21 protein-coding genes, 1 tRNA gene and 1 pseudogene are annotated in these 20058 nt (G+C 73.3%); 14 read left to right on the top strand and 9 right to left on the bottom strand.

The features are described 5' to 3' along the window. The first annotated feature begins 9 nt into the window (after window positions 1-9). Window positions 10-83: transfer RNA gene (locus tag Sdagh_RS17635), tRNA-Thr, on the top strand. A 73-nt stretch (window positions 84-156) separates the two neighbouring features. Here the strand turns inward: Sdagh_RS17635 and Sdagh_RS17630 are convergent. Further along, window positions 157-1821 carry a bifunctional 3'-5' exonuclease/DNA polymerase gene (locus tag Sdagh_RS17630; protein WP_189421936.1) on the bottom strand — a complete coding sequence of 555 codons (1665 nt, stop codon included), beginning with the start codon at window positions 1819-1821 and terminating at the stop codon, window positions 157-159. 43 nt (window positions 1822-1864) lie between these two features. Further along, window positions 1865-2656 (bottom strand): Clp protease N-terminal domain-containing protein, encoded by a 792-nt coding sequence (locus Sdagh_RS17625; RefSeq protein WP_189421937.1) that lies wholly within the window; start codon window positions 2654-2656, stop codon window positions 1865-1867. Between the two features lie 113 nt (window positions 2657-2769). Here Sdagh_RS17625 and Sdagh_RS17620 point away from each other — a divergent pair, with 113 nt between their 5' ends. Beyond that, a complete protein-coding gene (locus Sdagh_RS17620) occupies window positions 2770-3927 on the top strand; it encodes a DUF2786 domain-containing protein (RefSeq protein ID WP_226535266.1) in 1158 nt (385 codons plus the stop codon). Between the two features lie 109 nt (window positions 3928-4036). On the opposite strand, the gene Sdagh_RS17615 is transcribed toward Sdagh_RS17620, so the two are convergent. The 4 genes from Sdagh_RS17615 to rpmB all read right to left on the bottom strand — a co-directional run bounded on the left by Sdagh_RS17615 (window position 4037) and on the right by rpmB (window position 6090). Next, window positions 4037-4564 (bottom strand): DUF4232 domain-containing protein, encoded by a 528-nt coding sequence (locus Sdagh_RS17615; protein WP_189422005.1) that lies wholly within the window; start codon window positions 4562-4564, stop codon window positions 4037-4039. Between the two features lie 324 nt (window positions 4565-4888). Continuing rightward, window positions 4889-5404 carry a hypothetical protein gene (locus tag Sdagh_RS17610; protein ID WP_190077031.1) on the bottom strand — a complete coding sequence of 172 codons (516 nt, stop codon included), beginning with the start codon at window positions 5402-5404 and terminating at the stop codon, window positions 4889-4891. A 144-nt stretch (window positions 5405-5548) separates the two neighbouring features. Continuing rightward, a complete protein-coding gene (rpsN, locus tag Sdagh_RS17605; RefSeq protein ID WP_189421938.1) occupies window positions 5549-5854 on the bottom strand; it encodes a 30S ribosomal protein S14 in 306 nt (101 codons plus the stop codon). After that, window positions 5854-6090: a 50S ribosomal protein L28 gene (rpmB, locus tag Sdagh_RS17600; RefSeq protein ID WP_189421939.1), complete on the bottom strand. Its 237-nt coding sequence runs from the start codon at window positions 6088-6090 to the stop codon at window positions 5854-5856. Before rpmB ends, rpsN begins: the two co-directional genes overlap by 1 nt. Window positions 6091-6161: 71 nt before the next feature. On the opposite strand from rpmB, the gene rpmG reads away from it, so the two are divergent. The 5 genes from rpmG to Sdagh_RS17575 all read left to right on the top strand — a co-directional run bounded on the left by rpmG (window position 6162) and on the right by Sdagh_RS17575 (window position 8572). Beyond that, window positions 6162-6326 carry a 50S ribosomal protein L33 gene (gene rpmG, locus Sdagh_RS17595; protein WP_044382365.1) on the top strand — a complete coding sequence of 55 codons (165 nt, stop codon included), beginning with the start codon at window positions 6162-6164 and terminating at the stop codon, window positions 6324-6326. An 8-nt stretch (window positions 6327-6334) separates the two neighbouring features. Beyond that, complete coding sequence (locus Sdagh_RS17590; protein WP_190076957.1) at window positions 6335-6583, top strand: type B 50S ribosomal protein L31; 249 nt, start codon at window positions 6335-6337, stop codon at window positions 6581-6583. After that, the gene (locus Sdagh_RS17585) at window positions 6583-7797 is read left to right on the top strand and encodes a CobW family GTP-binding protein (protein ID WP_190012067.1); all 1215 of its coding nucleotides are present in this window, start codon (window positions 6583-6585) and stop codon (window positions 7795-7797) included. The genes Sdagh_RS17590 and Sdagh_RS17585 overlap by 1 nt, the downstream gene beginning before the upstream one ends. A gap of 6 nt (window positions 7798-7803) precedes the next feature. Further along, on the top strand, window positions 7804-8037 hold the full coding sequence (gene rpsR, locus Sdagh_RS17580) for a 30S ribosomal protein S18 (protein WP_189421942.1): 234 nt from the start codon (window positions 7804-7806) through the stop codon (window positions 8035-8037). A 292-nt stretch (window positions 8038-8329) separates the two neighbouring features. After that, complete coding sequence (locus Sdagh_RS17575) at window positions 8330-8572, top strand: DUF397 domain-containing protein (protein ID WP_226535264.1); 243 nt, start codon at window positions 8330-8332, stop codon at window positions 8570-8572. 126 nt (window positions 8573-8698) lie between these two features. Here Sdagh_RS17575 and Sdagh_RS17570 read toward each other — a convergent pair whose 3' ends face one another. Continuing rightward, window positions 8699-9232, bottom strand: coding sequence for an ATP-binding protein (locus Sdagh_RS17570; RefSeq protein ID WP_226535263.1), 534 nt, complete (start codon window positions 9230-9232; stop codon window positions 8699-8701). Between the two features lie 376 nt (window positions 9233-9608). Here Sdagh_RS17570 and Sdagh_RS17565 point away from each other — a divergent pair, with 376 nt between their 5' ends. The 5 genes and pseudogenes from Sdagh_RS17565 to Sdagh_RS17545 all read left to right on the top strand — a co-directional run bounded on the left by Sdagh_RS17565 (window position 9609) and on the right by Sdagh_RS17545 (window position 14627). Then, window positions 9609-10445, top strand: coding sequence for a Sco1979 family transcriptional regulator (locus tag Sdagh_RS17565; RefSeq protein ID WP_494485925.1), 837 nt, complete (start codon window positions 9609-9611; stop codon window positions 10443-10445). Window positions 10446-10568: 123 nt separating this feature from the next. After that, window positions 10569-12029, top strand: coding sequence for an aldehyde dehydrogenase family protein (locus tag Sdagh_RS17560; protein ID WP_189421945.1), 1461 nt, complete (start codon window positions 10569-10571; stop codon window positions 12027-12029). A 56-nt stretch (window positions 12030-12085) separates the two neighbouring features. Then, window positions 12086-12726 (top strand): annotated as a pseudogene (locus Sdagh_RS17555) (PadR family transcriptional regulator). Window positions 12727-12799: 73 nt separating this feature from the next. Next, window positions 12800-13561: a MerR family transcriptional regulator gene (locus Sdagh_RS17550; RefSeq protein WP_189421946.1), complete on the top strand. Its 762-nt coding sequence runs from the start codon at window positions 12800-12802 to the stop codon at window positions 13559-13561. Window positions 13562-13706: 145 nt separating this feature from the next. Further along, on the top strand, window positions 13707-14627 hold the full coding sequence (locus tag Sdagh_RS17545; protein ID WP_189421947.1) for a DedA family protein: 921 nt from the start codon (window positions 13707-13709) through the stop codon (window positions 14625-14627). A gap of 135 nt (window positions 14628-14762) precedes the next feature. On the opposite strand, the gene Sdagh_RS17540 is transcribed toward Sdagh_RS17545, so the two are convergent. Both Sdagh_RS17540 and Sdagh_RS17535 read right to left on the bottom strand, forming a co-directional pair. Then, on the bottom strand, window positions 14763-16433 hold the full coding sequence (locus tag Sdagh_RS17540) for a threonine/serine exporter family protein (protein WP_189421948.1): 1671 nt from the start codon (window positions 16431-16433) through the stop codon (window positions 14763-14765). A gap of 126 nt (window positions 16434-16559) precedes the next feature. Beyond that, window positions 16560-17051, bottom strand: coding sequence for an inorganic diphosphatase (locus tag Sdagh_RS17535; RefSeq protein ID WP_189422007.1), 492 nt, complete (start codon window positions 17049-17051; stop codon window positions 16560-16562). Window positions 17052-17130: 79 nt separating this feature from the next. On the opposite strand from Sdagh_RS17535, the gene dacB reads away from it, so the two are divergent. Together dacB and Sdagh_RS17525 are read left to right on the top strand one after the other, a co-directional pair. Beyond that, the gene (gene dacB / locus Sdagh_RS17530; RefSeq protein ID WP_189421949.1) at window positions 17131-18714 is read left to right on the top strand and encodes a D-alanyl-D-alanine carboxypeptidase/D-alanyl-D-alanine endopeptidase; all 1584 of its coding nucleotides are present in this window, start codon (window positions 17131-17133) and stop codon (window positions 18712-18714) included. A gap of 65 nt (window positions 18715-18779) precedes the next feature. Beyond that, window positions 18780-19910 carry an Rv3626c family coenzyme F420 biosynthesis-associated protein gene (locus tag Sdagh_RS17525; RefSeq protein ID WP_190012073.1) on the top strand — a complete coding sequence of 377 codons (1131 nt, stop codon included), beginning with the start codon at window positions 18780-18782 and terminating at the stop codon, window positions 19908-19910. Window positions 19911-20058: the final 148 nt, after the last annotated feature.

The raw sequence follows: 20058 nt of genomic DNA, 5'->3' as shown, positions 1-20058 counted from the left end.
GCGGGACACGCCGCCTTAGCTCAGATGGCCAGAGCAACGCACTCGTAATGCGTAGGTCTCGGGTTCGAATCCCGAAGGCGGCTTTGTCGAGAACCCCAGACCGGGCCTTACCGGACTGGGGTTCTCTCGTCTTCGGGGCACGGTGTGCCGGGTTTCTCACTTCGCCTCCGCGTAACACCCCACCACCGCCGTCGTGAACGGAAACCGCACCGGTGTCTCGCCGAACGTCAGGCGGCCCGCCAGGGTGGCTGCCTCGCGGATCGCGTCGACGACCGTCGAGGCCTCCTCCCGGGGGCAGTGGACGATCACCTCGTCGTGCTGGAAGAAGACCAGTTCCGCGCGGAGGGGCGCGCAGGTGCGGCGGAGGGCGGCGAGCAGGAGGAGGGACCAGTCGGCGGCGCTGCCCTGGACGACGAAGTTGCGGGCGAAGCGGCCGCGGGCGCGGGCGCCGGTGGTGGCGGCGGGCCGGGACGGGTCGTCCTGGGGGAGGCCGGCCTCGCCGGTGTCGTCCTCGGTGGCCGGCGGGCAGGTGCGGCCCAGCCAGGTGCGGACCAGGCGGCCCTCCTCGCCGGCGCGGGCCGCGTCGTCGACGTAGGCCACGGCCCGGGGGAAGCGGCGTCTGAGCGCGGCCAGGTTCTTGAGGCCGTCGCCCGAGGTCTGGCCGTAGACCGCGCCGAGGACGGCCAGTTTGGCCTGTGCGCGGTCGCCGGAGAAGGCGCGGTCGGAGACGGCCTGGTAGAGGTCGGTCTCCCGGGCGGCGACCTCCATCAGGCCGGGGTCGCGGGAGATCGCGGCCAGCACGCGCGGTTCCATCTGGTCGGCGTCGGCGACCACCAGCCGCCAGCCCGGGTCGGCGACGACGGCCCGGCGGATGACCTTCGGGATCTGCAGCCCGCCGCCGCCGTTGGTGACCCAGCGGCCGGTGACCGTGCCGCCTGCCTGGAACTCCGGGCGGAACCGGCCGTCGCGGACCCAGTCCTGGAGCCACGACCAGCCGTGGGCGACCCAGATCCGGTACAGCCTCTTGTACTCCAGCAGGGGCCGCACGGCCGGGTGGTCGAGGGACTCCAGCTCCCAGCGGCGGGTGGAGCGGACCCTGATGCCGGCCTGCGCGAACGCCTTGACGACATCGGCGGGCAGGTCGGGGCGGACCCGGCGGCCGAAGGCGGCGGAGACCTCGTCGGCCAGCTCGGCCAGCCGGCGGGGCTCGCCGCCGCCCGCGTACCGCTCGCCCAGCAGACCGTGCAGGACCTCGCGGTGCACGTCGGCCCGCCAGGGCAGCCCCGCGTGGTTCATCTCGGCGGCCACCAGCATTCCCGCCGACTCGCTCGCCGTCAGCAGCCGCATCCGGTCCGGGTGCTCGGTGAGGCCGTGCCGCCGCTGCTGCCCGGCGTAGACGGCGGCGAGGTCGGGGAGGGAGAGGCGGGCGGCCGGGCGGGGCTCGAAGAGGAGGGGCTGGGCGCCCGGGGCGGCGGAGCGCTGGGGCGGATCGGGGGGTACGGGGGTGCCGCGCAGCCGGGCCAGGGCGGCGGCGGCCGACCGGGGGCTGCCGGAGCGGCCCTCGTGGCCGAGCAGCAGGGTCTCGGCGTCCTCGATGTCGTAGCACCGCTCCACCCGGACCCCCGCGGCCAGCAGGCGCGGGTAGAGCTCGGCGGTGGAGCGCCAGACCCAGCGGGTGACGTCCGGGCGGCGGCGCACCGCCTCGGCGGGGTCCGCCTCGTGCCGTACCGGTGCGGCGGGCAGCCCGTCGGGGCCGAGGGGGGCCACGTCCACGCCGCCGTCCTCGGCCTCGGCGAGCAGCCACCGGTCCGCCGTATCCATACCGCGAGTGTCGCAGCGGGGTCTGACATCGGCCTCGGGACGGTCAGCCGTCGGCCGGCTTCTCCTCCGCGGACTTCAGCAGCAGGGACAGGGCCTCGACGACGTACTCCTCCGTCCGCTCCTTGCTGATGCCGAGACCGCTGAGGACGCCCTCGCCGTTCTCGTGCTCCAGCAGGGCGAGGAGGAGGTGCTCGGTGCCGATGTAGTGGTGGCCGAGGCGGAGGGCCTCGCGGAAGGTGAGTTCCAGGGCCTTCTTCGCGGCCGGGCCGTACGGCACGAGTTCCGGGGCCTCGGCGGCGGCCGGGGGGAGGGCGGCGAGCGCCGCCTCGCGGACGGCGGCCGGGGTCACGCCCTGCGCGGCGATCGCCTTCACGGCGAGGCCCTCGGGCTCGCTGAGCAGGCCGAGGACGAGGTGCTCGGGGACGCCTTCGGCGTTCCGGGCGTTCCTGGCCTCGTTGTGCGCGGCCATCACCGCGTTCTGCGCGCGGGGCGTGTAGCGGCTGAAGCCCTCGCCGGCGTCCGTGCCGGTGGACTCCTTCGGTACGAAACGCTTCTGGGCGGCCTGCCGGGTGACGCCCATCCGCCGGCCGATGTCGGTCCAGGACGCCCCCGAGCGACGGGCCTGGTCCACGAAGTGGCCGATCAGGTGGTCCGCGACCTCCCCGAGGTGTTCCCCGGCGAGGACGGCGTCCTGGAGCTGTTCGAGGGGTTCGGCGTGCACCTTCTTGATGGCGGCGATCAGGTCGTCGAGACGTACGGACGCCGCGACGGCCGGCTTCGGGTTCGCGCTCGGGTTCGCGTTCGGGCTCGGATTCGGGCTCGGATTCGTCGTCATGTGTCAACCGTAGGTTGCGCCCCCTGGGGTGTCAACCATGGGTTGACAGTCGGATCGGCTGCCGGGAAGACACCGGGAGGAGTCCCGGCCGGCGGCCGTGGCACCATCGCCGGGTGAGCAACACCAGCCCCGCCGGGACCGTCGACCGCGCCTTCCGGACCGCCCTGTACGACACCGGGGACGCCTCCCTCGACAGCGCGGCCTCCCTGCTCGCCGCCGATCCGGCGACGGACCCGGAAGTCGGCCGCCGGGGGCGGGAGTTCGTGGCCGGGGCCTGGCGGCGCGGCTGGCAGCCCGCCGACGTCCTACGCGTCGTACGGCGGGACCTGGACGACATCCACCTGCGGCTGGCCGCCGACCTGATCCGGGACCAGGCGGCGGACGACGGCCCGCGCGGCCCGCGCTGGGCGGCCCAGCTCGACGACCTCCCCGCCGGGGCGCCCGCGGGGGCGGCCCGCGTCGACCGTTTCGCGCGCGCCACCGCCGTACTGGAGCTGTACCGCCTGCTGCTGCGGCTGCCCGCGCTGGAACCGCTGGACGACCCGGAACCGACCGGCGCGGCCCCCGGTGAGCCGGACGGGCCGGGGCGGGGGCCGCGGACGCGCGCCCTCGCCCGCATCCGCGCGCTGCTGGCCAAGGCGGAGGCGACCGGCTACCCCGAGGAGGCGGAGGCGCTGAGCGCCAAGGCGCAGGAGCTGATGGCCCGGCACAGCGTCGACGAGGCGCTGCTCGCGGCCCGCGCGCCCGCGCCGGGCACCCCCGGGGCCTGCCGGCTCGGGGTGGAACCGCCGTACGAGCAGGCCAAGGCGGTGCTGCTGGACGCGGTGGCCGCGGCCAATCACTGCCGGGCGGTGTGGAACGAGGAGTTCGGTTTCTCCACCGTGGTCGGTTTCGAGACCGATCTCGCGGCGGTCGAGCTGCTGTACACGTCCCTGCTGGTGCAGGCCGAGACGGCGATGACCCGTGCGGAGGCCGCCCAGCGGGCCGGCGGCCGTAAGCGGACCAAGACCTTCCGGCAGTCGTTCCTGGCGGCGTACGCGCACCGCGTCGGCTCCCGGCTGCGGGCCGCCGCCGAGGTCCCGGCGGGGGAGGACCGGGAGCTGCTGCCGGTGCTCGCCTCCCGCGAGGTCGCGGTCACCGACCACCTGGCGCGGATGTTCCCGCGGACGGTCAGCACCCGGCTGCGGGGCGTCTCGGACGAGGCGGGCTGGACCGAGGGCATCCGCGCGGCCGACCGGGCGGCGGTGGACCGCCGGCCCCCGCTGCCCTGACCGGCCCGTCCGGTGCGGCCGGTCCAGGGCCTGTCGTTCGGATCGCGCCGGTGAGCGGGGCCTGATCCAAACGACAGGCCCTACGCCGCCAACGTGCCGACCGCGCCGGTCAGTCGCCCATCTGCTGGAACGCGCTCACCGTCGCCCGCACGCCGTCCGCCCCGTCGGCCCGGGCCGCGACCGGGCCGTAGGACCAGGGGATCTCGTGGGTGCCGGAGGCGCCCGGCAGGGCGAAGCGGGCCACGCGGACGTCGAGGCTCCCGGCGTCCCCGTCGCCCCGTACATAGGTGACGGTGAAGGACGCGGCGGCCTCCTCGGCCAGGGTCAGTTTCCGGGCGGAGGCGCCCTCGTCGTGGCCGAGTTCCCGCGCGGCACCGTCCGCGGTGAGCGTCACCGCGGGGAAACCGTCGAGGACGCACTCGGCGCCGCGGTTGGTGAGGGTCACGGTGACGGTGCCGGTGTCGCCGGCGGCCGGCGCGGGGCTCGCCGCGACCTCGGTGCCCGACTCGCCGATCCGGCAGGCGGAACCGTCACCGCGGTCGTCGGTGCCACCGCCCTCGTCCGAGCAGGAGGTCAGGGGCAGCAGGAGCGCCGCGACGACGGTGGCGGCGACGGCGGTCGGCCGGGTGGTGCGCATGAACGGGTCCTCTGGAGGCAGGTGTTCGGCCATCGGGCGAGGGGCAAGGTTACCCGCCCCGGTCGCCTTGGCTCGCCCGACCCCGGCAGGCTGTACCGGTCGCCCCCGTCGGCCTGGCCCCGGTCGCCCCCGGCCCGTCCGACCCCTGCCCTCTCAGCCCCTCAGCCCCGCCGTGGGCAACCCGCTCGGCAGCTTGCCGCCCTCGGCCTTGACGTACGTCTCCGTCCGCGCCCTCTCAGCCCCCAGCCCCGCCGTGGGCAATCCGCTCGGCAGCTTGCCGCCCTCGGCTTTGGCGTACGTCTCCGTCCCTGCCCTCTCAGCCCCTCAGCCCCTCAGCCCCGCCGTGGGCAACCCGCTCGGCAGCTTGCCGCCCTCGGCCTTGACGTACGTCTCCGTGCCGAGGCTGCCTGACCAGTCGATCTCCAGGGTGGAGCCGTCGACCGACTCGACCGTTCCGGACGCCCGGTCCTTGTTCCCGTCCGTGCAGGTCAGGCGGATCGTCCGGGTGCCGTCCGCGGTGCCGGCGCCGCCGCTGCACACCGTCCCGCCCGTGGCGAAGAGGCCGGCCCGGGTGCCGGTGACCACCAGCGCGACCGCCTTGCCGCCGGCGGTGGCGAGCCAGCTGCCCTCCAGCTCACCGGCCGCGCCGGACGGAGAGGCCCCGGCGCTCCCGGTGTCCCCGCTGCCCCCGGAGGAGGACGCGGAAGGAGAGCCGGACGCACTCGTCCGCGCGCCCCCCGCTCCCTCGCCGTCCGACCCGCCGTCCCCGCCGCCCCCGCCGCACCCGCCGAGCACCAGCACCCCGGCCAGCCCCGCCACCGTCACCGCCGAGGCCCGCAGCGGGCGCCGCGCCCTCCCGGGAGCGGAGCCCGAGCCGGCCCCCGCCGCGCACGTCCGACGCGCCGCCTCTTCCACCGTCACCTTCGTCACCAAAAGCTCCAAGCTCCAGCGGACGGCCGGGACCGGCCCACGACAAGCCGCAAGCTACCAGGACGACTTGCGCACCCCGGGCAGATGTCCGGCATGCGCCTGTTCGCGCAGGGAGACGCGGGAGAGGCCGAAGGCGCGGAAGTAGCCGCGGGGGCGGCCGTCGGTCTGGTCGCGGTTGCGGACACGGGTGGCGCTGGCGTCGCGGGGCTGGCGGCGCAGTTCCCGCTGGGCGGCGTCGCGTTCGGCGTCCGTGGCGGACGGGCTGCGGACGATCTCCTTCAGCTCGGCGCGGCGGGCGGCGTAGCGGGCGACGATCCGCTGCCGCTGCTCGTTCTTCGCGATCTTGCTCTTCTTCGCCATCAGACCCGCACCCCCCGGGCGCGGATGCGGGCCACGGCCGCCTCGACGCCGATCGTGTCGACCGTCCTGATCGCCCGCGCGCTCAGCCGCAGCCGTACGTGCCGGCCCTCGCTCGGCAGCCAGTAGCGCTTGGTCTGGATGTTGGGGTCGAACCGGCGCGAGGTGCGCCGGTGGGAGTGGGAGATGCGGTTGCCGAAGCCGGGCTGGGCGCCGGTCAGCATGCAGTGCGCGGACACGGTGACGTACCTCTCCTCGCAGGGGCCGAAGCCCTACTGTTAATGGGAATCATTTTCAGTAAGATAGCAGCATGGCACGCAACGAACTCCGTCCGGTCATCAAGCTGCGGTCCACCGCGGGGACCGGCTTCACCTACGTCACCCGCAAGAACCGCCGCAACGACCCGGACCGGCTGACCCTGCGCAAGTACGACCCGGTCGCCGGCCGGCACGTCGACTTCCGAGAGGAGCGCTGAGCACCGCCATGCGCGAGGGAATCCACCCCGAGTACCGCCCGGTCGTCTTCCGCGACCGCGCCGCCGGCCACGCCTTCCTCACCCGCTCCACGATGACGAGCGAGAAGACGATCGAGTGGGAGGACGGGAACACCTATCCCGTCGTCGACGTCGAGATCTCGGACGCCAGCCATCCCTTCTACACCGGTACCGCCCGCGTCCTGGACACCGCCGGACGCGTGGAGCGCTTCGAGCGCCGGTACGGGAAGCAGGGCTGATGGCCGCGCGGAAGCTCCCCGTCGTGATCGTCGGCGGACTGCACGCCGACGCCCGCCGGGCGGCCGTGGACCGGCTGCTGGCCGAGGTGCCCGGCAGCGTCGTACTCCACCACGACCTGGCGACCGCCGCCGCGGGCACGGTCGTGCGGACGGTACGGGACGCCGGCGGGGTGCGGTCCGCCGGTGAGGCCCCGCTCGTCAACGACTGCGCCTGCTGTGCCCTGCGCGAGGACCTGGTGCCCGAGCTGGAACGGCTCGCGGACGCCGGGACCGTCCCGCTCGCCGTCGTCGAGCTGTGGGACTCCGTCGAGCCCAAGGCGATGGCGGAGGTGGTGACGGCCGGCGGCCTCACCGTCACCGGCGTGATCACCGCCGTCGATCCGGCGCTGGTGCTGCCGTACCTCGCCAACGGCGACGACCTCGCCGAGGGCGGCCTCGCGGCGGCCGCCACCGACCAGCGCACGGTCGCCGACACCTTCGCGCGGCAGTTGGAGTACGCCCCCGTCCTGGCCGTCGCCGACTCCCCGGAGGCCGACGACGAGGACCGTGAGCTGCTGGCCCAGCTCCACCCGACGGCCCGTCAGGTCCCGATCGGCCACGGCGGCCCGGCGGGCCCACCGTCCGGCCCGGCGGCGACCGCCCCCGCGGACCCCTCCGGGTCCGCGGGTGCCACCCCCTCCGCCCTCGTGCGGGCCGCGTTCGCCGGGTTCGACGTCGAGGCCGCCGCGGCGGCCCAGCACCCGGCCTGTGCCCTGCTGCCCGCCGAGGCCGACGCGCACGGCGTCTCGACGCTGGTGTGGCACCGGCGCCGCCCCTTCCACCCGGAGCGGCTCTATCAGGCGCTGGAGGACCTGACCTGTGCCGCGGCCCGCAGCCGGGGCCGGTTCTGGCTCGCCGACAAGCCGGACACGCTGCTGCACTGGGACGCGGCGGGCGGGGCGCTCTGCGTGGAGGGCGCGGGGCCGTGGCTCGCCTCGCTGCCGGACGCGGCCTGGGAGATGGTGCCGCCGGTGCGCCGCGCCGCCGCGGCCCTGGACTGGCACCCCGAGCACGGCGACCGCTGCCAGCACCTCGTCTTCACCTCGCCCGGCCTCGACCGGGACGGGCTGGCGCGGCTGCTGGAGTCCTGCCTGCTCACCGACGCCGAGTACGCCGCCGGACGGGACGCCTGGAAGCGGCTGCCGTCCGGCTTCGACACCCTCCTGGAGGTCTGACCCGCCATGCCCCGCACGAGCGAACGCAAGCCCCTGAAGTCCCGGCCGAACCCCCTGGACCAGGCGGGGATCACGTACATCGACTACAAGGACGTCGATCTGCTGCGCAGGTTCATCTCCGACCGCGGCAAGATCCGCAGCCGCCGGGTCACCCGGGTCACCTCCCAGCAGCAGCGGCAGCTCGCCGCGGCGATCAAGAACGCCCGGGAGATGGCCCTGCTGCCCTACGCCGGTCGCTGACCGCCCGCGTCCACCGTCGTCCGTACCGGGGACCCGCCCGCACCGGCGGGTCCCCGGTGTTGTTGCATGATCAACGAATCGAGGGGCAGACGCGGGAACGGGTGGCGGCGGCGAGGCGTCACTTACGACAGGATTCCCGCAGCCTCGGGGCGGTATCGGCTGTAACCGAGGGGCCACCCCGCGTGCACGTGCATTTGCGCATGCAGATGCCCGTGAACAGGGCTATGATCCGGATCAGTTGACCATGCATCAATGGCCACACCAGCCACAGTGCGACACCGGGGAGCGGCCTGTGAACCACGACGTGTACAACGGCATCGCCGCAACGGACCTGCACGGCGTGGCCTGGCAGAAGAGCCGGCACAGCAACTCGCAGGGGTCCTGCGTGGAGTTCGCCCGGCTGCCCGGCGGCGAGGTGGCCGTGCGCAACTCCCGCTTCCCCGACGGCCCGGCGCTGGTCTACACCCGCGCCGAGATCGAGGCGATGCTGCTGGGTGTCAAGGACGGGGAGTTCGACCACCTGGTCACGGGGTGACGGCGCGGCCCGCCCGCCCGCCCGGCCGTCGTACGGGCCGACGGGGGAACCGCCCCGCGTGACGCGCTCGGAGGACTGCCGCCGTGACGCGCGTAGAAACGCGGCACGGCAGCGGCGTGCGGCAGTTCACCCGGCGGGCGGTTCCGGGACCCGGAACAGGGCCCAGACGACCTTGCCCGGCAGGGTGCCGGTCAGTGGGTACCAGCCCCAGCTGTCGCTGAAGGACTCCACCAGGAACAGGCCGCGCCCGGACTCCGCCGCGAAGTCCTCCGCCGTACGCACCACCGGACCGTCCTCGCTCGGATCGCGCACCGCGCACACCAGCCGCCCGGTCCAGCGCATGAGGTGCAGCCGCACCGGACCGAACCCGCCGGCCCGCGCCTGCTGGTCGCCGCGCCCGTACGCGTCGCGGCGCCCGGCCGCGTCCGTCGGCCGCCCGCCCTCCGGCAGGGCGTGCCGCAGGGCGTTGGTGACGAGTTCCGAGACCACCAGGCAGATGTCGTCGAAGCGGTCGCCCGTGGGCCAGCCGTCGAGCGTGCGGCGGGTGAACCGGCGTGCCTCGCGCACCGCTTCGTGGCGGGGCGGCAGGGCGCAGGAGGCGGCGCTGGAGACGTGCGCGGGGTCCATCGGCGGAAGGCCCTGCCGTGACGGCTCGAGCATGGTCGATCCATTCGTCCCCATGCGAGGCACTCCCGGAATTCGCGGTCGTAGCGAGGCGGCGCGGTGGTGCGGGACCATGGTTTCGGATGCGCAGAGCAGATGCAAGGGCAGATGCACGTGCACGTGACCGAAATGGTCCTACCCGTACCGCTTGCAGGTCAAATTTTCCGCCATCTTCACCTCTCCGCCCCGGTGTCGTCTCGGTCGGTCCGTGCCTGTTCCTGGACCGTTCCTGGCCTTTTCCTGTGCCTTTCCTTTGGCTCGACTCCGTTTGTGTAATCGGACGAGTACTGCTCGGAGTGTTTTAGTGGCAGACTTCGGCCCTTGAAGACGGTTGGGGAGGCTGGCGAACGTGAGCGCGGGAGAGCCCGGATCGGTGGTGCGGCGCATGCTGCTCGGATCACAACTCAGGCGACTGCGTGAGGCGCGGGGGATCACGCGCGAGGCGGCGGGGTACTCGATCCGCGCCTCCGAGTCGAAGATCAGCCGGATGGAGCTGGGCCGGGTGAGCTTCAAGACACGCGATGTGGAGGACCTGCTGACCCTCTACGGCATCACCGACGAGCAGGAGCGCGCCTCCCTGCTGTCGCTGGCCCGCGAGGCCAACGTGGCGGGCTGGTGGCACAGTTACTCCGACGTGCTGCCCAGCTGGTTCCCCACCTACGTGGGCCTGGAGGGCGCGGCCTCCGTCATCCGCGTGTACGAGGTGCAGTTCGTGCACGGACTGCTGCAGACCCCGGAGTACGCCCGCGCGGTGGTCCGCCGCGGCCTCGGCGAGGCGAACGAGGCCGACGTCGAGCGCAGGGTGACGCTCCGCCTGGAGCGCCAGAAGTACCTGGTCGCCGAGAACGCGCCCGAGTTCCACATCGTCCTGGACGAGGCCGCGCTGCGCCGCCCCTACGGCGACCGCGAGGTGATGCGCGGCCAGCTCCAGCACCTGATCGAGATGTCCGAGCGCCCCAACATCCGCCTCCAGGTGATGCCGTTCGGCTTCGGCGGCCACTCCGGGGAGTCCGGCGCGTTCACCCTCCTCAGCTTCCCCGAGTCCGACCTCTCGGACGTGGTCTACCTGGAGCAGCTCACCAGCGCGCTCTACCTGGACAAGGCCGAGGACGTCGCCCAGTACGAGAAGGCGATGAAGGATCTGCAGCGCGACAGCCCGGGACCGGACGAGAGCCGGGACGTCCTGCGGGGGCTCCTCCAACTCGGCTGAGCCGGGCCGCCATTGCCCCACGCGCCCCTTGATACACCCGTACGATGCCGGGGGGACGGACCGTGCGGGAGCCGGTCGTCCGTCGACTCCGCCTGCGCCGGCAGCAAGGGATTGAGGGATCACATGTCGTCGTACTTCACCGATCTGGCCCAGCAGTACATCGACGGTGAGTGGCGGGCCGGCTCCGGCTCCTGGGACATCGTCGACTTCAACCCGTACGACGACGCCAAGCTCGCCTCGATCACCATAGCCACCACCGCCGAGGTGGACACCGCCTACCGGGCCGCCGAGCGCGCGCAGAAGGAATGGGCGGCGGCCAGCCCGTACGCCCGCCGCGCGGTGTTCGAGAAGGCGCTGCGCCTGGTGGAGGAGCGCGAGCCGGAGATCGTCGAGGCGATCATCGCTGAGCTGGGCGGCACCCGCACCAAGGCCGGTTTCGAACTGCACCTCGCCAAGGAGTTCCTGCGCGAGGCGGTCCACCTGGCACTGCGTCCCGAGGGCCGCGTCCTGCCCTCCCCGACCGAGGGCAAGGAGAACCGCGTCTACCGCGTCCCGGTCGGTGTCGTCGGCGTGATCAGCCCCTTCAACTTCCCCTTCCTGCTCTCCCTCAAGTCGGTCGCCCCGGCCCTCGCCCTGGGCAACGGCGTCGTCCTCAAGCCGCACCAGAACACCCCGGTCGTCGGCGGCACCCTGGTCGCCAAGATCTTCGAGGACGCCGGCCTGCCGGGCGGCCTGCTCAACGTCGTCGTCACGGACATAGCGGAGATCGGCGACGCGTTCGTCGAGCACCCGGTGCCGAAGGTCATCTCCTTCACCGGTTCCGACGCGGTCGGCCGCCATGTCGCCACCGTCTGCGCCGCGCACTTCAAGCGCGCGGTCCTCGAACTGGGCGGCAACAGCGCCCTGGTGGTCCTCGACGACGCCGACCTCGACTACGCGGTCGACGCGGCCGTCTTCAGCCGGTACGTCCACCAGGGCCAGGTCTGCATGGCCGCCAACCGCATCCTCGTGGACCGCTCGGTCGCCGAGGAGTTCACGGCCAGGTTCGTCGCCAAGGTGAAGACCCTCAAGGCCGGCGACCCGGACGACCCCGCGACCGTCATCGGCCCCCTGATCAACTCCCGGCAGGCCGACGCCGTCGCCGGCGTCGTGGAGCAGGCCCTCGCCGAGGGCGCGACGGCCCTGGTGCACGGCGGGCGCACCGCCAACCTGGTCGAGCCCTCCGTGCTCACCGGCGTCCCCGCCGACTCCGCCCTGCTGCGCCAGGAGGTCTTCGGCCCGGTCGCCTTCCTCGTCCCCTTCGACGGCGAGGAGGAGGCGGTACGCCTGGTCAACGACACCCCGTACGGCCTCAGCGGTGCCGTGCACACCGCGGACGTGGAGCGGGGCGTGGCCTTCGCCCGGCGGATCGACACCGGGATGTTCCACGTGAACGACGGCACCGTGCACGACGAGCCGATCGTCCCCTTCGGCGGCGAGAAGCACTCGGGGCTCGGCCGGCTCAACGGCGACGCGATGCTCGACGCCTTCACCACCCAGAAGTGGATCTCCGTACAGCACGGCCGGAGCACCTTCCCGTTCTGACCGGGCGAAAGGCCGCCCGCACCCCCGCGACGGCCGGGCGGCCTGCCCCGGACCCCATGTCAGTGATCCGCCTGCTCGTGCTCGGCGCGGTCCGCCGGCACGGGCGGGCCCACGGCTACCAGGTCCGCGACGACCTGGAGTACCGGGGCGCCCACGACGGGTCGCACGCCAAGCCCGGGGCCGATCCACCACGCCTTGAAGCAGCCGGCGTAGCAGGGGCTGCTCCTCGCCCACGAGACGGCCCCGTCCCCCGCCGGCGGCCCGCCGCGCACCGAGTACGAGAGCACCGGCGCCGGCACCGAGGAGTACCTCACCCTGCTGCGCCGGGCCCTCACCGCCCACGACCGGAAACCGGACGTGCTCGCCGCCGCGCCGGGCTGCATGGTCGACCTGGGGCGACGAGGTGCCGGAGCTGCTCCAGCAGTGTCTGCGGCGCATCGCGGCGTGGCGCACCGCCGTCACCGGGCACCACACACCGGAGGGCGGCCCGGAGCAGCTCGGCCACATCGGCGGGATCATGCACCTGTGGGCCGGCTCCGCCGACACCGGCGCCCCCTGGACCCGTGGCCTGATCGCACGCGTCCGGGGCGGCGCCCACACCTTCGCCGGCGACGGCGAGCCGTTCGTCGGCGTCCTGCCCGAGGGCGAGGAGAACCCGTACGGGACCCCCGAGCCGCACCCGGGCGACCGCCACTGACCCCGGCGCCGGACTTGCGCCTCACGCCGCGTGAGGAGGCAGCGTGGACGGCGTCGGAAGAAGGGAGCGGGAGTTGAGCTACTCCGTGGGACAGGTGGCCGGCTTCGCCGGAGTGACGGTGCGCACACTGCACCACTACGACGACATCGGCCTGCTCACACCGAGTGAGCGCAGCCGCGCGGGGCACCGGCGCTACAGCGACGCCGACCTCGACCGGCTCCAGCGCGTCCTGTTCTACCGAGAGCTGGGCTTCCCGCTCGACGAGGTCGCCGCCCTCCTCGACGACCCGGACGCGGACCCGCGCGCCCGGCTGCGCCGGCAGCACGAGCTGCTGACCGCCCGGATCGAGAAGCTGCGGAAGATGGCGGCGGCCGTGGAGCAGGCCATGGAGGCACGCAGAATGGGCATCGATCTCACCCCCGAGGAACGGTTCGAGGTGTTCGGGGACAACGACCCGGAGCAGTACGCGGAGGAGACGGAGGACCGCTGGGGCGGCACCGAGGCGTACGCCGAGTCGCAGCGCCGGGCCGCCCGCCGCACCAAGGAGGACTGGCAGCGGCTCCAGGCCGAGACGGCCGACTGGAGCGAGCGCTACGCCGCCCTGATGGCGGCCGGAGAGCCCCCGGCCGGCGAGGCCGCCATGGCCATGGCCGAGGAACACCGGCGGCACATCTCTGCCTGGTTCTACGACTGCCCCCACGCGATGCACCGCTGCCTGGGCGAGATGTACGTCGCCGACGAACGCTTCAAGGCGTTCTACGACGCGATCCGCCCCGGCCTCGCCGAGCACCTGAAGGACGCGATCACGGCGAACGCGGACCGTCGCGCAGGGTGACCTTCCGGTTCACAGCCCGGACCGAGGGCGGTCACAGTTCATGCTGCTCCCACCGGTGGAACCTGGGGCGGGCACACGGCGTTGATAGCTTTGTGCGGCCGTATCCGTTCGCCTCGCCGCCTTCATCCCACAGGAGCCCGGAACCGTGACGACGCTTGCCCTCGGCCCGAGCTGGCTGGACCCGAACTATCTCCTCGACACGTTCGGCATCTGGGGCCTGCTCCTGATCGTCTTCGCCGAGTCGGGCCTGCTCATCGGGTTCTTCCTGCCGGGCGACTCCCTGCTGTTCACCGCGGGGCTGCTCATCACCTCCAAGCAGCTCGACTTCCCCCTGTGGGGCGCCATCGCGCTGATCTGCCTCGCCGCGATCCTCGGCGACCAGGCGGGCTACATGTTCGGCAAGAAGGTGGGCCCGTCCCTCTTCAAGCGGCCCGACTCCCGCCTCTTCAAGCAGGAGAACGTCACCAAGGCGCACGAGTTCTTCGAGAAGTACGGCCCGAAGTCCCTGGTCCTGGCCCGCTTCGTGCCCGTCGTGCGCACCTTCACGCCGATCATCGCCGGCGTCAGCGGCATGCGGTACCGCTCGTTCCTGACCTTCAACGTCATCGGCGGCGTCCTGTGGGGCGCGGGCGTGACCCTGCTGGGCTCCTGGCTGGGCGGCATCGACTTCGTCAAGGAGAACATCGAGGCGATCCTCATCCTGATCGTCCTCGTCTCGGTCGTCCCGATCGCGATCGAGTTCCTGCGCGCCCGCTCCAAGAACAAGAAGAACCCGCCGCACACCCCGCAGGCCCCCCAGCCCCACGAACCCCCCGCCCTGGACGACGCCACCACCCAGCTCCGCCGCATCGACCCGACCGACCAGCCCCCGCAGCAGCAGCCCTACGGCAACCAGCAGCAGCCCTACGGGAACCAGCAGCAGCCCTACGGCAACCAGCAGCAGCCGTACGGGAACCAGCAGCAGCCGTACGCCCAGCAGTACCCGCAGCAGCAGTACCCGCAGGACTACGGCCGGCAGCAGCCGTACCCGCAGAACAACCAGAACCCCTACAACCAGGGTTACTGAGCCCGCGCAGGGGCGCGGGGCCGTACGCATCTGCGGCTCCGCCGCGTGGCGCGGCAAGCCACCACCAACCTGTCAGCCGCCGCACCACAGAAGCCCCCCCCCGCGGGCACCCGGCGGCGGCGTACGTGCCCGGCGTCAGAACCCTCGCGTCCGCTTCGCGGCCCGCCGCCCCGCCGCACTCGCCGCCCCCGGCACCTTCAGGAACAGCCGCGAGATCTCCGACCCGAGATTCACCCCGATGGCGATCGCCATCGCGAGGGCCACCGCCTTGGTCAGCGACACCATCCCCCGGTCCACCTCGCTCTGCGCGATCGCCAGCAGCCCGAAGTACGTCGCGGACCCCGGCAGCAGCGGCCCGATCGCCGCCGTCGTGTACGGCAGCGCGGACGCGAACCGGTACCGGGACATCAGCTGCCCGAACAGCCCCACCAGACCCGCCGCCGCGGCCGTCGACGCCACCGGCGAGATCTCGCCCGCGTAGTGCATCGCCCCGTACACGCACCAGGCCACGCCGCCGTTCAGGGTCACCGCCAGCACGGTGGACCGTTCCTGCTGGAGCAGGATCGCGAAGGCCAGCGACAGCAGCATCGACGCCACGATCTGCACCACCGGGTCGTCGCCCGTGCCGAGCGCCGCGTCCGGGTTCAGCTCGGCGCCGAGCTGCACGCCGAAGTACAGCACCACCAGCACCCCGGCGACGATGCTGACGAAGAAGTACAGCACCTCCAGCAGCCGCGCCGCCGCGGTGATGTAGAAGCCGGTCAGCCCGTCCTGCACCCCGGCCACCAGCGCCCGCCCCGGCAGCAGCGCGAACAGTCCACCGGTGATGACCGCCGACGCCTTCACCTCCACCTGGGCGAGGGTCAGCGCGATGCCGAGCGCGGCCGGCGGCATCGCGGCCACCGCGAACTGGTAGAACTCCGGCAGCCCGCGCCCCGCGCAGAGCCAGGCCAGCCGGTCGCCGAGCATCGCGCCGAACAGCGCCGCGACGAAGACGATCAGATCACCGCCGACCAGCAGCGAGGCCGCCCCGGCCAGCAGCCCGCTCGCGGACGTCAGCACCCACGTCGGGTACGGGTGCCGGTTCCTGCGGATCTCCGCCAGCCGCCGGTACGCCTCCTCCAGGGAGATGTGCGTCTCCGGGTCGCTGAGATCGTCCACCAGCCGGAACACGGCCGCGAGCCGGGTGTAGTCGGTACCCCGGCGGCGTACCGTGCGCGAGGCCGTCACCGGGTCCTCCACCAGCGACGGCTGGTGCGAGATGGACAGCAGCGTGAAGGTGACGTTCGGCTCGCAGCGGTCCAGGCCGTAGGAGCGGCAGACCGCGAACATCGCCGCCTCCACGTCCTCCGCGCCCTCGCCGCCCGCGAGCAGCAGCTCACCGATGCGCAGGGTCAGGTCGAGGACGCGCGGCACGGCCGGACCGGTCTCGTCCTCGTGGCGCTGCGGGGCCTCCGGGGCGGGCCGCTCGGCCACCGGCATCCGCAGCATCGTGCGCATCCGGTCCTGCCAGGGCACGTCCTTGGTCAGACTCACCGCCGGTATGCCGACGGGCGGGGTGAAGGCACTCGCGCTGTACGACGGCTCGGGCGGCGGCTGCGGCGCGTCCAGACCCTCCGGCAGGGCGAACTCCGACGTCACCTCGGACTCGCTCGGGCCCGTCCGGGGAACGGCGAGCCCCTCGGGCACCGCGAACTCGGACGTCGTCGACGACTCCTCGTCGGCCGGTGCCGCGACCCCGCTGGGCGGCCGGAAAGCGCTCCGTGCCTCGTCCGACTGCGGCTTTCGGTCCTCCGCGTCCGTCACCTGTCCCAAGCTCCCTACAACCACAACCTCCTGTAGCCCTCAGTATGCGCACTCAAACACGAACGGGCCGCACGCGTACGCGCACGGCCCGTCACGAGGCTCACGCCTCAGCACGCCACAGGGGACTCAGTGACCGCCCTGCTCCTTGAACCGCTTGTAGGAGCGCTCGATCTCGGCCTCGGCGTCGGTGCGGCCGACCCAGTTGGCGCCCTCGACGGACTTGCCGGGCTCCAGGTCCTTGTAGACCTCGAAGAAGTGCTGGATCTCCAGACGGTCGAACTCCGACACGTGGTGGATGTCCCGCAGGTGCTCCACGCGCGGGTCGGTCGACGGGACGCACAGCAGCTTGTCGTCGCCGCCGGCCTCGTCCGTCATCCGGAACATGCCGATCGCGCGGCAGGTGATGAGGCAGCCCGGGAAGGTCGGCTCGTCCAGGATGACCAGCGCGTCCAGCGGGTCGCCGTCCTCGCCGAGGGTGTTCTCGACGAAGCCGTAGTCGGTCGGGTAGGCGGTCGAGGTGAACAGGCGGCGGTCCAGGCGGATACGACCGGTCTCGTGGTCCACCTCGTACTTGTTCCGCGAACCCTTCGGGATCTCGATCGTGACGTCGAACTCCACCGGACGCTCCTCCATGATCAGCACATAGTTCTGGTGATTAAGTGTCCCTCACGCAGGTGCGTGATCGCGAAAGGGGCTGGTGACCGTGCCGGAGCCGAGACCGTGGCGGTCCGTCCGACCGTACGCCGCGCGTGCCGTGGCCGCCGTACGGCCCGCGGCCACGCGGATCTCCCGTACCGCCCGGACCGCCGTACCGCGGGTCGCGCGGCCGGTGTGGACCACGGCGACCCGGATCACGGGACCGCGGACCTGGCGGTACACCGCGGGTGCCGCCACCGCCGGACTGGCGCTCGCCGCCGGTGTGGTGACCGCCGCGGGCCCCTGGGACTCCACGGGTCAGCGTACGGCCGAGCGTGACCGCGCCGTCGCACAGGAGCGCACGGGTGGCGCAGATCACGGTCAGGGCACCGCCCCCGGCACGGCGGCCGGCCCGCCGCGGCCCGCCCCGAGCGCCGGCTCCGTGCTGGCCGCCCTCGACGGCAACACCCCCGCGGACCGGACCGCCACACCCCTCACCGATGTCCTGGGCCCCCTCCTGGAGGACCCCGCGCTCGGCGACCGCCGCGCCGCCTCCGTGGTCGACCTCGCCACCGGGAAGCGGCTCCACGGCACCGGCGCCGGCGCCGCCCTCACCCCCGCCTCCACCACCAAGATCGCCACCGCGGTCGCCGCCCTCACCGCCCTCGGCCCCGACCACCGCCTCACCACCCGCACCGCCCTCGACCCCGACACCGGCGAACTCGTCCTCGTCGGCGGCGGCGACCCCACCCTCACCGCCCGCGCGGACGCCGCCGGCTCCGCGAGCCTGCGCACCCTCGCCGCCGACACCGCGAAGGCGCTGGAGAAACGCCACCTACATGAGGTGACGCTCTCCTACGACACCACCCTGTACACCGGCTCCGGCACCCACCCGATCGGGCCGAACGACAACCTCGCCCAGGTCACCGCCCTGATGGCCGACGAGGCCCGCGCCGACGCCTCCACCAGCGGCCCCGCCCCCCGCGAGAGCGACCCCGCGGCGGCCGCCGCCGCCACCTTCGCCGACCTGCTGGAGGACCACGGCATCACGGCCTCCCCGCCCGGCCCGTCCAAGGCCACCGGCCGCACCGCCACCCTTGCCCGGGTCACCTCGCCGCCGCTGTCGTCCCTGGTCGAACGGATGCTGACCGAGAGCGACAACGACCTCGCCGAAGCCCTCGCCCGGCACACCGCCGTGGCGAGCGGCGAGAAGGCCGACTTCGAGGGCGGAGCCGCCGCCATCACCGCCCGGCTGAAGCAGCTCGGCCTGTCCGTCGAGGGCGCCTCCTTCCACGACGGCAGCGGGCTGGACCGCGCCGACCGGCTCACCGCCGGCCTGCTCACCGACCTGCTGGCCACCGCCGCCGACCCCGGCCGCCCCGCCCTGCGCAGCGTCCTCACCGGGCTCCCCGTCGCCCACTTCACCGGCACGCTCAGCGGCCGCTACACCGACGGCGCCGCCGGACTCGTCCGCGCCAAAACGGGCACCCTGACCGGCGTCAACACCCTGGCCGGCACGGTCGCCACCGCCGACGGCCGGGTGCTCGGCTTCGCCTTCCTCACCGCCGGCGCCACGGACGCGCGGGCCGCGCAAGAGGCCCTGGACCGCACCGCGAGCGCCCTCGCCGACTGCGGCTGCCGCTGAGCGCGCCTCCTGCGTCCGCCCCGCACGGCCTGCCCCCGACGGCGGGCCTCACGTACGGTTGACGCATGACGAGCATCGGTGGTGCCGCATCGTCCGGGATGGTCGACTGGAACCTCGCGGTCGCGACCGCGACCCGCCTGGTCCGGCCCGGCCCAGAGGTCAGCCGCGACGAGGCCCGGGCCGTCGTCGCGGAACTGCGCCGGCACGCCAGGGCCTCCGAGGAACACGTCCGCGGCTTCACCCGGATGGCCGCCGACGGGGACGCGGACACCCCCGTCCTCGTCGTCGACCGCCCCGGCTGGGTCCGCGCCAACGTCGCCGGCTTCCGGGAACTCCTCAAACCCCTCCTGGACAAGATGGAGGGCCGCCGCGGCTCCTCTCCGGGCAGCGCCGTCCTCGGCGCCGTCGGCGGCAAGGTCACCGGCGTCGAGCTGGGCATGCTGCTGTCGTTCCTGTCCTCCCGGGTCCTCGGCCAGTACGAGACCTTCGCCCCGGCCACCCGCGAACTGCCCGCCGGCAACGGCGGCGGCCGGCTGCTGCTCGTCGCTCCCAACATCGTCCACGTCGAACGCGAACTCGACGTCGACCCGCACGACTTCCGCCTCTGGGTCTGCCTCCACGAGGAGACGCACCGCACCCAGTTCACCGCGGTGCCCTGGCTGCGCGACCACCTCCAGGGCGAGATCCAGTCGTTCCTCGCGGAGACCGACGTCGACCCCATGACCGTGCTCGAACGCGTCCGCGAAGCCGCCCAGACCCTGGCCGGTGGCCGCCCCGAGGGCGAGGAGGACGACGGCGGCCGGTCCCTGGTCGAGCTGGTGCAGACCCCCGCCCAGCGGGAGATCCTCGGCCGGCTCACCGCCGTGATGTCCCTCCTGGAGGGCCACGCCGACTTCGTCATGGACGGCGTCGGCCCCGAGGTCGTGCCCTCCGTCGGAGAGATCCGCGAGAAGTTCCAGCAGCGCCGCGCCAAGGGCGCCTCCCGCCTCGACCTCGCCCTGCGCAGGCTGCTCGGCCTGGACGCCAAACTGCGCCAGTACCGGGACGGCGAACGCTTCGTACGGGCCGTCGTGGACGAGGTCGGCATGGACGGCTTCAACCACGTGTGGACCTCGCCCAACACCCTCCCCACCAAGACGGAGATCGCCAAACCGGCGGACTGGGTCGCACGGGTGCACCGCACGCCCGAGTCGTGAGAACCGGGTGCGGGGGCGCGCGGAGCAACCGGCCGACGGCAGAGCAACGCCCCTTCAATCACCCGTCCGAGGGACCGCCGGGCTCGCGCAGGCGTGCAATGCTCGGGGCACGGCCCGTTTCTGTCACCATCTACACACTCTGTGTGAC

This window comes from Streptomyces daghestanicus (genome assembly GCF_020521275.1).
GTDB classification, from domain to species: Bacteria; Actinomycetota; Actinomycetes; order Streptomycetales; family Streptomycetaceae; genus Streptomyces; species Streptomyces griseoviridis.
The sequence above is the reverse complement of the archived record's forward strand: the minus strand, read 5'-3'. Positions and strand labels throughout refer to the sequence as shown.